The sequence below is a fragment of the Kaistia adipata DSM 17808 genome (assembly GCF_000423225.1).
GTDB classification, from domain to species: domain Bacteria; phylum Pseudomonadota; class Alphaproteobacteria; order Rhizobiales; family Kaistiaceae; genus Kaistia; species Kaistia adipata.
This window is the reverse complement of the sequence record NZ_KE383991.1, coordinates 1,281,661-1,297,188: the sequence shown is the minus strand read 5'-3', so window position 1 is coordinate 1,297,188 and position 15,528 is coordinate 1,281,661. Positions and strand designations below refer to the sequence as shown.

Genomic DNA, 15,528 nt, shown 5'->3' with positions numbered 1-15,528 from the left:
GTCTCCGAGGAGCCGCCCATGAACAAGACGTCGAATATCGTAGCGCACCATCGTCCAAACCTCCTCGTCGAAGCGCTCGCCGATCTGGTTGGCGAGTTGATTCCCGGCAACGAGGAGTGGCCCTCGGGTCGAGATGTGGGCGTGCAGTACAGCTTGCAGCTACGCTTCATCGAGGAGAAGGGAGACGCCAGCCTTCCAGCGTTGACAGCTGCCCTTGTTGCTATCGGCGCGCCCTTTGGAAATCTCGATGGTGCGGCGCGCCTTGAGGCCGTGCAAAATCTGGAAGCCTCCGAGCCAAAGCTCTTCGGTTGGCGGCGCGACGCTGCCTACTTCGCCTATTACGCGACCCCTGGGGTGATAGAGGTGATCAACGGCCGGGGAACACCGCTCCACGCCCGCCCGCACCTCAACGGCTACGATCTCCCGCCTTTCGACCGAGCGACACAGACTCCCACGCATGGTCGTGGGCACTGGATACCCACCGAGGCAGTAGCGAGGGTTGATGTTTCCACGCTTGAGCTTGGCCGCCGGATCACCACTGCCTGGGGCATGAAGCGATGATCGCGAGAGACGATGTGCGCGACGTTTTGATCATCGGCTCCGGTGCGACAGGTGCGCTGTCGGCCATGGTGCTGGCGCAGGCGGGCCTGGATGTGATCTGTCTCGAACAGGGCGGCTGGATAGAACGTAAGGATTTTGTCCACTCCCACACGGACTGGAGTTGGCAGCGACAGACCAACTGGAATCCGGATGTGAACCGCCGCCTGCATGCTGACGGCTATCCGGTTCACAGCGATTCTAGTCAGGTGCTGATGTGGAATGGTGTCGGGGGCTCCACAAATGCCTACGGCGCAATCTGGCCGCGCTATCGTCCCTCGGACTTCCGCAAGGGCGATGAACATGGACTGCAGCCGAACTGGCCCATCTCCTACGAGGAGATCGCGCCCTTCTACGAGCGCGTAGATCGTATTGTGGGCGTGAGCGGGCTCTGTGGCGATCCGGCCATGCCGCCACGTGAGGAATGTCCGACGGGGCCGCTACCGTTTGGCCTGGCCGCACAGCGTCTCGCCAAGGCCTTTGACAAACTTGGCTGGCACTGGTGGCCGGTCGAGGCAGGGGTTATTTCGCGGGACTATGATGGGCGCCCCGCCTGTAACGGCTGCGGAATGTGCAATGGCTGTCCGCGCGGCTCGATGTCGCTCTTTTCGCAATCGGTCTGGCCGAAGGCGCTTGCCGCGGGAGCGGAACTCAAGACACATGCCCGCGTGTTGCGGATTGAGACCGGAGCGGATGGGCGGGCGTCGGGAGCGATCTGGAAAAATCGCATCACCGGAGCGGAGGAGCGCACCCGCGCCCGCGTGGTTATCGTTGCAGCCAATGGTGTCGGCACGCCGCGCCTGCTTTTGGCTTCGGACAATCTGGCCAACAGTTCGGGGCATGTCGGGCGCAACCTGCTTCATCATACCCTGGTCGGGGCGCAAATCTGGGTTGACGAGCCGGTAAATGCTCAGATGGGCTATATCGCCTCGCTGTTTTCGCGGGAATTTGCCGAAACCGATATCAGCCGGGGATTTGTAAACGGCTTCAACTTCAACTGCCTGACTTCGACTCCGTCGCCAGGAGAGATGGCGGCAGGCTGGCTCACAAATACGCGGGCGCCTTGGGGGGCCGGGCATCATGATTGGATTGCCAGCCGCTTCGGCCATTCAATCGGCTTTTTTGCGATCGGCGATGATCTTCCAAGCCCCGATAACCGCGTCTTCCTCAATGACGAGGCAACGGACGAGGACGGAGTTCCGGTAATCAGCATGCACTATGAACCGGGCGAAAACGACCGGAGGATGATGAACTTCATGCTTGACCGGATGGTCGATGTTGCGGATGCGGCTGGCGCTTTCGATGTCGCCCTACAAGATTACCGCGACGAAAGCGGCGTCTACAGAACCCCGGCCTGGCACATGATTGGCACCTGCCGGATGGGAGACGATCCAGAAGACTCGGTGGTCAATGGTTGGCATCAATCCTGGGACGTGCCGAACATGTTCATTGTTGATGGCTCGGTACTGGCGACCGGGGGGGTGGTGAATCCGACCCCCACTATTTCGGCACTGGCGCTACGAGCTTCTGAGTACATCCGCGATAATTTCGCCGAATTGAGTTATACTACCAAGACTATACCTAAATGAGACCATATGATCCGGATTCTTCTGACGAATCCGGGCCGCCCTCCCTCTAGATCGAATTCCTCGCTTCGGACAATCAATCGAGAATGGCAACAATGATACCTGGCGAGCTCGAAGTTGGTTATGATATTCTTGTCAAGTCAGGATCGCTTCCAATTCTTCGCAACCAGGCGGTCTGACATCGTCGTCAATTAGACGCCGCCTTCACCGCTTGGTCTACCGCTCGTTCCAGGCGCTCTCGCGTGGTGGCACGAAGCCGGCCGAGGTCTAGCTCTTGCGCCATCCGTCGCACGGCCTCCTCGCGATCGGCGCCTTCCGCGAGATAGAGCTGCGCCAGGCTGGCAAGCTCGACGATTGGAATGTCGGAATGGTCGCGCGCCTCGGCGAGACCACGGAAGGCGAAGATCGCCGTTGCATCCTGGTCGTGGTGCCAAAGCAATAGGCGCTCGTCGTCCGTCGTTCTGGGATAGCTCGAGCCTGCGGCGGCAAGCACCGTCTCGCGGATTCGGTTGGCGGCGCGGGAAAAGCCGTGCGCGCGGGCGATGCGCTGGACGAGGAGATCCGCGTAGATCGGCGCCTCTTCACTCAGAACGTGCTTCACCATTGCCCGGATCGTCGACTGATGCGCGGGATCGTAGAACCGCTCGCCGTCCGGCTCGAAGCCGGCCTCGCGGAGGTCGGTCTGACGGTATCCGGCCGGTGCTGCCGGCGGTGTCCGGTCGGGTAGGGATGGCGGCGCCGCATAGGTGCCGACCGATGGAGAGGGAATGTGCGGTGGCGGAAGGCCGGGTTGGTCGAAGTCCGCCGGCTCCTCCTGCACTTCGATGTCCGGTGGCGCATCCGCAGCCGTGTCGAACGGTTGAACGCCTGCCTCGGCCGTGTCGATGGATGCCGCTTCGATCGTCGGCTCGGGGGCCGTTCGGGCGGCCGCCTCGCGCGCTTCCCGTTCCGCTCGCGAGGCCTCGAGATCGGACAAAAGCTGGTCGTGCAGCCGTTCGAAGGCGGCGGGGGCGTTCATCCACCAATCCGGGCTCCAGACCCGCCGGATCCGCCAGCCGAGCTGGATCAGCACGTTCTCGCGCAAACGATCGCGGTCGCGCGCCGTGGCCGAACGATGGTAGGTCGCCCCGTCGCATTCGACCCCGGCCAGATAGCTCCCCTGCGCATCGGGATCGACGATGCCGAGATCGATGCGGAACCCCGACACGCCAATCTGCGTGTGGACGATCCAGCCGCGGCTTTCGAGCGCCGTCTTCACCGCATCTTCGAAGGGCGATTCCGTCCCGCCTCCCGTCAAGGCGAAGGCTTCGGCCAGCGCACGCGTCCCGCGCTGGGCGAACTCCAGGAAGTGCTTGAAATCACGCACGCCGCGCGCGGCGGTGCGGGAGAGGTCGATCTGGTCGGGATGCAGCGTCGCGAACACGACCATTTCCCTGCGGGCTCGAGTGATCGCCACGTTGAGGCGGCGATGGCCGCCCTCCTTGTTCAGCGAACTGATGGTCGCGACCGCGCGTCCGCTCGCATCGGGCGCGACCGCCACGGAGAAGAGGATGACGTCACGCTCGTCGCCTTGGACATTCTCCAGATTCTTGACGAAAACGGGCTCGTGCCAGCGCTTCGGATCGAAGAACGGCTCAAGCTCGGGCCGGTTGCGACGCTCCGCATCGAGGAGGTTCTCGATCAGTCGCTGCTGCTCGCCATTGAAGGTCACGATGCCGAGTGAGGAACGATCGCGCTCGAAATCTGGCTCGCTCAGCCGCCGCACGATGTCGGCGACGACCGCGCGGGCCTCCTCGCGGTTCACCCGGCCCGCGCCCCGCTCGTAGACGCCGTTCGGCACATGGACATAGCGCACCGCCGTGTCCTCGGTGACGGCGGACGGGGAGGTGATCAGCTGGCCGCGATAATATTCCTGGTTGGAGAAGGCGATCAGGCTCTCATGCCGACTGCGGTAGTGCCAGGTCAGTCGGCGCGGCGGAATGTTGGAGGCCAGGCATTCGTCGAGGATGCTTTCCTGGTCGGCGACGTCAGTGCCGTCCTCGATCTCATCGATGCCACGCTCGCCGACGCTGGTCGGCGGCAATTGCTCGGGGTCGCCGACAATGACCACCTGATTGCCGCGCGCGATCGCGCCGATCGCGTCCCATACCGGAATCTGCGACGCCTCGTCGAAGATGACGACGTCGAAGGGCCGGCTGTCCGCCGGCAGGTATTGCGCGATCGAGAGCGGGCTCATCATCACACAAGGCGTCAGCCGCGTCAGCACGGTGGGAATCGTGCCGAAGAGCTGCCGGAGCGGCTGATGGCGCGCTCGTTTGGTGAGTTCGCGCGCCAGCGTCCCCCACTCGGGATCGGCGCCGAAGGCCGTGGGTGGCGGGATGTCGCCCTTCAGCCGCGCGCGAACGATTAGCTTCGCGAGCTCCGACACGCGCTCGTCGGCCGCGCGGAAGCGTGCGATGGCATCCTCCTGGCGAGTGACCGAGAAAGACCGCAGCACGGGATCGTTGGTGACGATCTCGTCGATCCACCAGCGCGCATAGGCGCCCCGGAATGCCGTCTCGATCGCGTCTGGCGCGACTTGTCCGGCGAGGACGGCGTCGACGATCGGCCGCAGCCCGCTCTGCCTGGCGCTTTCGGCGGTCGCGTTCCAGTGGCACCAGTCCTGGATCCGGTTGAGGTTGGCCATCCAGCGCTGAACCATTCGCGGGCCATCGCCCGGCCACGCGTCGCCTCGCTCCGTGAGCGTCTCGCGCGCCGCGAGGCCGGCAAGCTCGGCCTCGGTCGTCGCGAGCTCGCGAAGACCGGCGGCAAAGGCTTGATAGGCGGAATGCGCCTGGCCGCCTGCCGCCAGCAGGTCGCGATAGTCGCGCAGCAGCATGATGACGTGGCCGATGATGTCGCTCGGTTGTAGCGCGAGCGGGCCGGCGATCCGGGCCGCGGCGGAGCGTGCGCGTTCGGACCAGGCGAGGGCCGCGCGAAGGCCTTCCAGCTCGACGTCCAGGCCATTCGCCTTCAGTCCGACGGCGCGCAGCGGCTCCGAAGCCTCGTTCACTTTCTCGACGATGTCGCGAAGCTCGATCAGGGCGATCAGCTCACGCGCCACATCCTCGCCGACCTGCTTGCTGGCGAAGGCTTGCAGTTTGTCGCGAACCTTGCGTTGCCGGCTGCCGCGAACCAGGAAGTTCGAGGCACTGGCCTCCGTCCATTCCGCGCGAAGCGCCGTCAAGTCTTCGCCGAAGATCGATGGCGCATAGTCGCTCTGGAGCCGCTGTGTCGGGGCGCGCGCCTGCTGTTGCAGGACTTCGATCGTGGTGAGAGCGGAGGCGAGCAAGTCTCCCTCTGGAGCGAGCAGGCGCGAACCCAGCGGCGCATTCGGATCAGTCAACACCGCCCCGAGCGCTTCCAGAGCATCGAGCGAGGCTACGTCGGGAGGCACCGCCAGACCGACAGTTTCTCCGAAGCGTTCCGCAAGGCCCTCAAAGGCGTTGGCGGCAACGGTGTATTGCTTGCCTGCATCCAGAATGCGCGTCCGCCAGGCCGGGGTCCAGGAAACGACTTCGAGTCCGCGCAGTGGATGCTGGGCGGGATTGCCGATCGCTCCCATGTCGGTGCGAAGCTTGCGCACGATTTCGGCAAGTGCTTCGCGCTCGGCAGGGGTGTGCTCCTGCGAGCCCCAATCGAGCACGATATCCTCGACGAGGTCGCGTGTTCCGATCACCTGGCTGAAGCCTTGATAGGCGGTCATGCCGTTCGATCGTCGGTTATGCAGTGCCGCTACCAGGGCATTGAGCTCGTCCCGCAGCCGGCCGAGCTCCGCCGTCGCCTCCTGCCACTGCGAGGCATCTGGCGCGGCCCGCTCATGCCACGCCGTCTTGAGCTGGCCGAGAACCTGTGCCTTCTGCGCCTTGGTCGAATGAACCTCCAGGCAGTATTCGCCGAGCCCGATCGCCTTCAGCCGCCGCTGCACGACCTCGAGTGCCGCTGTTTTCTGCGAGACGAAGAGCACTGTCTTTCCGAGCGCAAGGCATTGCGAGATCATGTTGGCGATGGTCTGGCTCTTGCCCGTTCCCGGCGGTCCGAACAGGACGAAATCCTTGCCAGAAGCGGCGGCCAGAACCGCCGCGAGCTGGGATGAATCCGCCGAGAGCGGCGCGAACACATCGACCGGATGATGATCCCTGTCGATGTCATGCGCCTCGGGGAAGGAGGCGGGATCGCTGTAGCTGTGCTTCGGCGTGTCGATCAGGTGGCGGACGACCGGGTTGCGCTTCAGAAGCTCCGTCCGGTCGACAAGGTCCTTCCACATCAGGAATTTGGTGAAGGAGAACGTCGACAGCATGACTTCCGCCGTCACTTCCCAGCCGGGAAGATCCCGCACATGGGTGCGCACGATCTGCAGGATCCGGTCGATGTCGAGACCGTTCTCGTCGATCGGCAGCTCCTTTTCGAGTTCGGGCATCCGCAGGCTGAAATCCTGCCGCAGCAGCTGCAGGAGCGTCGGGTTGAAGCGCGGCTCCTCGTCATGCAGCGCCAGCCGGAAGCCGGCTCGAACGCTCGACCGCTGCAGCGAGGCCGGGATCAGGACTAGCGGCGCGCGACACGGAGGAGATCCCTCCTTGGCGGACCATTTGAGGAAGCCGAAGGCCAGGAAGAGGATGTTCGAGCCGCCCTCTTCGAAGGCCGTCCGCGTCAGGCGGTAGAGATCGGTCAGTCTGGCGTCGAGCTCCTTGTCGGTGAGATCCGTATGCAGCTCTCGCTGCGAGAGCGCCTGGAGCAGGAAGGACCTGCGCCCGTCATCCTGGCGTTGCGCCTCGAAGAGGCCGGCGTCGCGCTGGTCGGCCCCCGTCAGCACGTCGGCGCGACCGAGCAGCTTGAACCGCTCGCCGCCGGCCAGCATGTCCTCGAGGGTCGCCGGCGCCGGGCAATCGAGCGTGATCGCTTTCCGGGTGTCCTTGAAGTTGAGCAGCTTGTTGCGCAGCGTCAGGTCCAGGAGCTTCCGCTTCCAGCGCTCGAGCCGGTCGACGGTCGGATCCTCTTCCTCGCGAACCACGATCTCCTGCACGAAGGCAGGCGCTTCCTCCAGGGCGATTTCGGCAGCAGGGACGTCGGTCATGGGCCGTGTCGTCCCGCTCGCCTCGCCGAGTTCAAGCGGGCGAATGCCACGCGTCCGGCTGCGTTGGATGTCGATGGCGAGTTCGAGCGGTGCGCTCGCATCCTCGTCGACCTGTCGGTTGCCTTTTTCGATCGCATGCGCGAAGCGCGCGGCCGGTGTCTGCGTCAGCAGCGTGGTCTCGACGAAGAGCATGTCCTCGAGATCGCGACGCTTGCGAAGCGATTGCACGTCATCGACCACCGCCGTCGGGAAGCCCTCGTTCTTGAGCCACAGGCCGACAAAGGCGTGTCCTGCCGTCAGAACGACAAGCGGATGCAGGCCGGCCTGCTCCAAGCAAGCGGCGTAAAGCAGCGTCGTGTCCAGACAGGTCCCGACGCGGCGTTCGAGGATATCGCTCGGCCCGCGGACCTTCTGGCCTGTCCGCTCGAAGCTCGCAGGCGGGAGGACATAGGCGATCCCGCGCGCGGCGAGCGCCGACCAGATCGCGGAGGCGAGTTCCCAGACCCGCTCCTTGCGCCCGCTGGTGTAGCCGTCGATGGCGCTGGATTTCCCCGCTTCCGCCAGGCGGGTCGCCGCGTCGCGCAGGACCGCGTCGATTGCGGGGTCGTTCGGCCGCACGAAGGCGGCGAGAAGTTCCGGCGTTGCGCCGACGCCGCCCCACTGCGCCGGCGGCAGGAGCTGGAATTCGACGATCTCGGTCGCGACCGGTTCGCCGCTCGCGGCAAGCCGGAACGAGAGCGATCCGCGAACACCTTCCTTAAGCCCGCGCAGGAACCCGGCGTCGAGCGGAAGATCCGGCGTCCTCACATGGTGGATGTTGCCGGCGGCGATCCGTTCGATGCGAATGGCCAGGGGGCGAGCGAAGGCCGGCTCGCTGACGACCTCGATGAGGAGATCGGTTGCGTCGATCTCTGAGGTGTTCTCGATGACGATCTCGCTGATGGCCGGAATGGCGTTCTGATGGAAGGCGACGCTCAGATGTCCGGCGGTGAACGCACGAATATTCAAAAGCTGCTCAGTCACCTCGTCCCCCCAGCGTTCGTTTTCGTCAGACTATCGTAATCAGTCCAAGCTGTCGTGGATGGGTTGTAGTCGCAGCTCGCTATTCGCTCTGAGTGTATCCATGGTCGCAGAGGTTAGGGCGCTCTTGCGGCTCAATGCCCTGTCGGCCCATGTATCAGGCCAATCGCGTCGATTCCGGCCCGCTGGAAGCCGCCTCCGACCGGTGGCCGGGTCCGCGTGGTTGCGTGCGTTTCGCTCATGCTGCTCCGCCGGTTAGGAGAGCACGCTGCAAGCCCGGTATCCGAGATCCATCGCCCGGTTGGGGGGATGGATCTCGCTGCTGAGTGCCGCGGTGCCGTATCGATCCCCGGCATGTCGAGCTCAACCCGGGGTCGACGTGCCGTGCCGGCAACCGCAGGCCAATTCCGGAGATTGGCGAGGAGCGGCGCCAGGGCCAGCGGGCGTCGGCGGCGGCGCGAGCGGCGGCGGGCCGCCTCCGACCCGCTCCACCTGGCTGGCGTCCGGCTCATGGCGAGACCGACGGATCGGTTGGAGAGCGCCGATGACGGGGGCTATCGGGCCCGGCCGCTTCCGGCCGGGTCCGTCGCGACCCGCGGCGTCGGGGATGCCGCGCCGCGCCGGTCCAGGATCTGGCGCTTGAGGGCGAGCGCCGCCAAGGCGAGGCCCGGCAGCATGTTCAGCCGCCGGAAGATGTAGACCGCCATGGAGGAGTGCCAGACCACCAGGGCGAAGGTGATGCCGATGGCCGCGCCGATCGGCCCGTACAGCATCACGCCGATGAGGCCGCCGAGCACATTGGTGACCGCGCCCGCGATCATGGTCGTCGCGGCCGCCCATTCGCGTCCGGTCATGGTCAGCAGGTTCTGCTGCGGCCCCCAGGCGGCCGCGAAGACATAGCCCAGGATGAGGATGCGCGTGATCGGCGCCGCAGCGACGAAATCCTCGCCGAACCAGCGCAGGAACGGTTCGATCGCGAGCAGGAGCGGCACGGCGAGGGTGACCGCGCCGCCGAAGCACAACAGCGTGGCGCGCGCGAACTGGCGCCGCAGCCCTTCCATGTCGTTGCGGGCATGGAGGTCCGCCACGCTCGGCGCGAACATGATGCTGATCGCGACCCGCGACAGGGCCACCAGCATGGCGACGTTCAGGCCGACGGCGAAGATGCCGGCATTGCGCACATCCCCCGTCCAGCCCAGGAGCATGACCCCGGTCCGGTTGATGAAGACGTCGAGCCCGGTGATGAGCATGATCGGCGGGGCGGCCGCCCACCATTCGCCGGGCGCGTAGCTCGCCGTCACGCCGCGCAGGCTGGCGGGGCAGAGCCGGATCGCCGTCGTGAAGGCCAGCCCCGCGGTGACGGCCGAGCTCGTCACCGCCGCCATCATCACCACCGGGGCATCCAGGGCCCAGGAGCCGGCCAGTCCCGCTCCCGCCAGGATGATCAGCAGAAGCCCGTCCCGGACGATGCGCTCCGGCAGCAGCGCCGAGATCACGCCGCCAAAGGCGCGCACCAGCGTCGCGCCGAGGGAGTAGGCCGTGATCAGCGGCACGGCCGCCATGCCAAGGAGCAGGCTGGTCCGTAGTTCCGCGCCGAGATGATCCGAGACGGTCACGATCAGGGCGGCGCCGATGCCGGCGCAAAGCGTGGCGGCGATCATGGCGCGCCGCAGGGCGAAACGGATCACGCCGCGGGCCAGGTCCATCCGGCCGACGGCGTTGTAGGCCGGCACGAAGCGCAGCAGCGACACGTTGAACCCGAGCGTCGACAGATAGGCGAGCACCGTGGCCCAGGCCATGGTGTAGGCGTAGATGCCGTAGCTCGAGGTGCCGACCAGCCGCGCGATCAGCAATTGCGCGAGGCTGGTGAGGCCGGCGCCGCAGATATAGATCAGCAGGGCGAAGAGGCTGCCATAGGCCAGGCTGCGCCCGGTCTCCTTCCGCGGACGCGCCGCTCGGCCAGCGCCATCGCCCTCCGTTCGCCTGGCCGCATCCGGAGACTCGGGACCGAGGCTCCGGGCGATCTTCCGCGGCCGGGCCCGGCTTTCTTGCGCATAGGCAGTCATCGGCTGCTCCCATCCAGAAGCGTGCTGGCATCCATTCCGCCCGGCCCGAGTTCCGGATCTTTCGAGCGCTTGGTCTTCGATCCATCCAGAATTTCGGAGATCATCTTCTTGATCATCTGGAGGCATTCTTGCGTCGTTTCATGATCGACCGGCTGGATCGGAAAGATTGTCCGCTTCTTGTTTTCTATGACTCGGTTGACGTCGTCGAATATGCCGAACGAAGCCATGTTCGTGGATACTTCGACTTCAAGCAGGCGCTCCGCCTTCGACTCGTATTGCATCCGTGTCAGCAGGCGCGTTTCGATGAGGTCGCGCGGCGCCAGCAGGCGGATGGCGAAGTCGGCCTGCGGCGCGAGGTCGAGCGCCGCCGAGAGCAGCGCGTCGTCGGCGGCGCCGTTGAAGATCGCCAGGGAGACGATCGCCTGCACGAAGCCCTGGTCGAAGATGACGATGTCCTCGGACATCCTGGCGGCGTTCCAGCGTCTGGACAGCTTGATGATGTATTGCCAGAGCCGTATCCGCCAGATCATCTGCGACGGCGGCATGATCTTCACCAGGTCGCCGGAGATCTTGATCTCGCTTTGAGCGATCGGAGAGGCCGCGACCGCGTAGGTGGTATGCGCGAAGGCGGCGCAGATCCGATAGACGAAATAGAGGATGCCATAGCGGTCGAAGCCGTGCTGCACCGTCCGGCGCGGATAGCTTCGCATGACCCGGACCCTGTAGCCGCTCTCGCGCAGGTGGCGCGCGAGCTCCTGCGCGAAGGTCGTCTTGCCGGATCCGGGAGGGCCGAAGAGCTCAATGATCATGGCAGTTCGCATCCGCTTGGCTGGCGCGCTCCGGAACGCCTCGGGTGGAGGCGGATTTGGTCGGTCTGCTCCTCATCGCTGGCCGGCAAGCAGGAGGTCGCCGCTGTCGCCGAACCGGAAGCCGGCATGCTGTTTCAGGTTGACCTGGGTCAGCACGCTGGCGATCGGCAGGGCGCGATCGTCAAACGGCCCGGCGCCGAGGCTCGCTAGTGCCTCGCGGGCCAGGTTCGGCTCCGTCGTGCCCCAGCGCACGGCGAAGAGCACCGCGTCGGCCCAGGCTGTCGCAAGCCTCGCCTCCGGGCCTTCCGACGCCGACGGGCCATCGATGACCACGAGGGCGTAGGCCTCGCGCAGCGGCTCCAGCCGCGACGCGGCGTCCGGCGATGTCATCAGGGGAAGCAGATCGCAGCCGGCGCCGGGAGACGGTATGAAGTGGATGCCGATGTCCGGCATTTCCTCGATCGCGTCGGCCAGAGGGCAGGTTCCCTGCAGCGCCTCGGCGAGGGTCGCCTGGCTCGTCGTGCGGCTGAAGGCGTCCCGGAACTCGCGTGTCAACGGGCCGTCCCGCATGTCGAGATCGAGAAACAGCACGGTCTCGCCGAGCCGCGCCGCGGCCAGGGCGATGCTCCAGGCCAGCGTGGTCTTGCCCTCCTGGCGGTTGCTCGAGGTGATGAGCAGGACGTTGGGCAGGCGCAGGCCGGCATCCGGCGCCCCCAGCGAAACCAGCAGCGAGCGGAGCGCGCGCGTATAGATCGACTGTGGCTCCGCCAGCAGCATCCGGCTCAGTCGCTGCGCCTGCGGCCGGGCGATCCTGGGGAGAAGCCCGACGCAGGGGATCTTCAGCGCCGCCTCGACCGCGGCCTCGCTGCGCAGGACGGGATCGGACCGGTGCCGCAGGATGACGAACAGCGCGCCGAGGATGCCGAACACAACCATTCCCGGCGGAATGAGGAAGGCGGAGGACAGGGTTGTCGGCCGGGTCGGCGGCCAGGCTTCGGACCAGACCGCGACGCCGGGGGCGGCGGAGGCAATCTGCTGCACCAGCTCCTGCTGGCGGCTCAGCAGATCATTGTAGCGGCGGGACGCGACCTCGACCTGCAGCTCCAGGGCCCGCAGGCCCGACAGGCGGTCGGCGACATCGTTGGCCGTCGCATTGAGCGCGTCGCGGCGTTGCCGCAGCAAGGCCAGCTGCGTGCGATCCATGTTCCCCTGCTCGTCCAGATGGGCGATCGCCTTGTCGACCTGCTCGGCCAGTCTCGCGGCCGGGTCGGTCGTCGCGGCGGCAGCGCCGCCGGATCCCGCGGCGGGGGCACCGCGGGCGGCAAGGTCGTCGAGGGCGGGAGAGCCGATCGCGGCGGCCAGTTCTTGGGCCGGCGCGCCGCCCTGGCGCAAGGCCTGGATCTTGTCGATCCGCCGGGTCGTTTCGGCGAGATCGGCCTCGAGCAGGGCGATCTGCTGGCCGAGCAGGGTGATTTCCTGGCCGGTCGTGTCGGAGCCGGCCGGACTGCCGGCTCCCTGGGTGAGGCGATAGGCGTCCAGCTGGCTGGCGGCGTTCGCCAGCTGGCGCTGCGCAACCGGCAGGCTTTCCTCGATCCCGGCGAGGGCCTGCTCCTTCAGCTCGCGATTGTGCTGCGCCAGATTGTCGACATAGACGGAGGCGACCAGGTTGGCGACACGGGCGGCCTGCTCCGGGTTCGGATCGGTGAAACCGATCGTGATGATCCGCGAGCGCAGTTCCTGGCCGACCCGCAGATTGGCCTTCAGGGCGGCGCGCGCCGCGGTGTCGGCTGCCTCCGGGGAGGGAGGGGATGTCGCGCCGCCGGACAGGAGCCCGCGCAGGAAGTGGCCCGCCGAGGCCCGCGCCGCCCGAAGCGCCTCGGCCAGTCGGCCGGAAAAGCCGGGGGAGGGAGGGCTTGCCTCGGCAGCTGTCGCCGCTCGCTGCGCGTCGCCCTCGCGAAGCGCGGCCAGGACATGCCGCAGATGCGCATCGGAGGTCAGCATCGTCAGGTGGCTGTCCATCGTGGAGTCGAGCACATCCTGCGGGGTCGCCCCCGTGGCCCCGCCGCCGGCCGATTCGACGATGATCTGCGTGCTGGCGGAATAGATCGGCGGGCGGGCGAGGGCGGACAGGCCCGCAAGGGCGCCGCCGAGAAGGGCGAAGCCGAGGATCAGCCACTTCTTTCGCAACAGCGTGATGGCGACCTCTCGCCCCGGCGTCGGCAGCTCGGCGGGGTCGGCCGGCATCTGTCGCAGCTGCCGGCCTGCCTCGCGGGCCGTCGTCAGTGCCGGGGGCGCGGGCCGCGCGTGAATGTTGCGGACGATGGAGCCTTCCATTTCATTCCCCTGCCAACGCGAATGGCTGATAGCGATCGGCCTGGATCGTCGCCGCCTGCTCGCGGCGCCAGGCCTGGAACATGAGGACCGACCAGAGGTCGCGCGAATGGTCCCGCCGCCCGGCGAGATGCTCGCGCCAGCAGGCGTCGACGCGGTCGACATCGATGAAGCCGATATCGACGAGGCCGTCCGGTTCGCGACGCAGGTCCGCCAGCAGGTCGGACGACCATTCGCGCAGCGGTCCCCTGAGCCAGTCGCCGACCGGTACGTCGAAGCCATGCTTCGGCCGGTCGATCAGCCGTCGCGGCAGATGGCGGCCGAGCAGCTGGCGCAGGATCCACTTGCCCCTGGCGTTGCGCACCTTCATGCGGGTGGGAAGGTGCCAGGCGAACTCGATGACGCGATGGTCGAGCAGCGGGCAGCGCGTCTCGAGGCTGTTGGCCATGCTGGCGCGGTCGAGCTTCACGAGGATGTCGCCGGGGAGATAGCCGGTGGCGTCGTCGAGGAGGAGCCGCGACACCAGATCGTCGAGCGGCGGGGCCTCGGCCGCCAGCCGGGACGGATGGCGCACCAGCCCGTTCTCCGAGGTGCCGACCAGTCGCCGGTACAGTTCCGGCTGGTCCTCGGCGGCGAGAAGGCGGGCCAACCGGTCCAGCTGGTCGGGTCGCAGGGCACGGCGCAGGCGGGCCGGGAAGCGGGTGAAGAGGTCCTGGCGCATGCCGCGCGCGAGGAGCGCCAGCAATCCCGACGAGGTGCGGCGCAACGGCCCGCCCCACGCATGCCAGCCGGCCAGGCGGGCGCCGAGGAAATGGCGCGAATAGCCGGCAAAGCCCTCGTCGCCGCCATCCCCGGTGAGCGCCACCGTCACATGCTGGCGGGCGAGGCGCGAGACCAGCAGGGTCGGTATCTCGGATTCATCGGCGAAGGGTTCGTCCCAGACGCGCGGCAGTTCCGGGATGACCTCGCGCGCGGCGTCCGGCAGCAGGCGCAGCTCGGTGTGTTCGGTGCCAAGATGGCGCGCCACCTCGGCCGCCTGGGACGACTCGTCATAGCCCGCGTCGCCGAAGGCGATGGTGAAGGTCCGCACCGGCTTGCTCGACTGGACCTGCATCAGCGCGACGACGGTCGCGCTGTCGATCCCGCCTGACAGGAACGCGCCGAGGGGGACGTCGGCGACCATGCGCTCGCGGACGGCGCGCTGCAGCAGGGTCTCGAGCTCGGTCGTCAGTTCCTGGTCGTCGCCGTCGAGCAGGTTCCGTCGCGCCCGGCCAGCGATGTCGTCGAGCGACCACCAGGAGCGGACCCGCGCGCGCAGGACATCGACATCGGGAACCGGGCCGAGCTGGTCCGCTCGCAGGGACAGCAGCGCGCCCGGGGCCAGCTTGAAGGCGCTCCGCCAGATGCACTGGTGATCCGGAACCCAGCCCTTGGCCAGCATGGCCGAGGCGGCATCGAGATCGAGTTCCGGGCGGAAATCCGGACAGGTGCGCAGCGCCTTCAGCTCCGAAGCGAAGATCAGGGCGTCGCGGGTGCGGGCAATGTAGAGGGGCTTCTTGCCGAGGCGGTCGCGGGCGAAATGCAGCGTTCGGGCCTGGCGATCCCACAGCGCGAAGGCGAACATGCCGGCGAAGCGCCGGAGCGCCGGCTCGAGCCCCCAGCCCTCGATCGCCGCCAGCATGACCTCGGTATCGCTGCCGCCCCGGAACGCCTGGCCTTCCCGTTCCAGCTCCCGGCGCAGATCGCCGAAATTGTAGATCTCTCCGTTGTAGCTGATGACGAAGCGCCCGCTGGCGGACAGCATCGGCTGGTGCCCGGCATGGGAGAGGTCGACGATCGCCAGCCGCCTGTGGCCGAGCGCGATGCCGGCCTCGCGATCCGTCCACAATCCCTCGCCGTCCGGCCCGCGATGGTGCAGCGCCTTCGCCATCCGTCCGATGGCCCGCAACGGGCTCGTATCGGCGGCGGTCGGCGTCAGGAGGATGCCTGCAATTCCGCACATGGCG

General features: G+C 66.9%; 7 protein-coding genes and 1 pseudogene. 2 read left to right on the top strand and 6 right to left on the bottom strand.

The window, feature by feature from the left end; genetic code table 11:
* Positions 1 to 18: 18 nt before the first annotated feature.
* Positions 19 to 561, top strand: a complete 543-nt coding sequence (locus G539_RS0118895; RefSeq protein ID WP_156912041.1) for a hypothetical protein — start codon at positions 19 to 21, stop codon at positions 559 to 561.
* Complete coding sequence (locus G539_RS0118890; protein WP_029076585.1) at positions 558 to 2,186, top strand: GMC family oxidoreductase; 1,629 nt, start codon at positions 558 to 560, stop codon at positions 2,184 to 2,186. The genes G539_RS0118895 and G539_RS0118890 overlap by 4 nt, the downstream gene beginning before the upstream one ends.
* A 184-nt stretch (positions 2,187 to 2,370) precedes the next feature.
* On the opposite strand, the gene G539_RS25465 is transcribed toward G539_RS0118890, so the two are convergent.
* From G539_RS25465 to asnB, 6 genes and pseudogenes are all read right to left on the bottom strand, one after another.
* On the bottom strand, positions 2,371 to 7,296 hold the full coding sequence (locus G539_RS25465) for a DUF3320 domain-containing protein (protein WP_342665075.1): 4,926 nt from the start codon (positions 7,294 to 7,296) through the stop codon (positions 2,371 to 2,373).
* Positions 7,297 to 8,870: 1,574 nt separating this feature from the next.
* Positions 8,871 to 10,382 (bottom strand): lipopolysaccharide biosynthesis protein, encoded by a 1,512-nt coding sequence (locus G539_RS25460; protein WP_051231657.1) that lies wholly within the window; start codon positions 10,380 to 10,382, stop codon positions 8,871 to 8,873.
* Positions 10,379 to 11,068 (bottom strand): hypothetical protein, encoded by a 690-nt coding sequence (locus tag G539_RS27625; RefSeq protein ID WP_342665070.1) that lies wholly within the window; start codon positions 11,066 to 11,068, stop codon positions 10,379 to 10,381. The genes G539_RS25460 and G539_RS27625 overlap by 4 nt, the downstream gene beginning before the upstream one ends.
* A 66-nt stretch (positions 11,069 to 11,134) precedes the next feature.
* A pseudogene (locus tag G539_RS27760) lies at positions 11,135 to 11,191 on the bottom strand (hypothetical protein); the annotation flags it as partial.
* Between the two features lie 72 nt (positions 11,192 to 11,263).
* Positions 11,264 to 13,435 (bottom strand): GumC family protein, encoded by a 2,172-nt coding sequence (locus G539_RS27620; protein WP_245576921.1) that lies wholly within the window; start codon positions 13,433 to 13,435, stop codon positions 11,264 to 11,266.
* 91 nt (positions 13,436 to 13,526) lie between these two features.
* The gene (gene asnB / locus G539_RS0118865; RefSeq protein ID WP_029076582.1) at positions 13,527 to 15,524 is read right to left on the bottom strand and encodes an asparagine synthase (glutamine-hydrolyzing); all 1,998 of its coding nucleotides are present in this window, start codon (positions 15,522 to 15,524) and stop codon (positions 13,527 to 13,529) included.
* Positions 15,525 to 15,528: the final 4 nt, after the last annotated feature.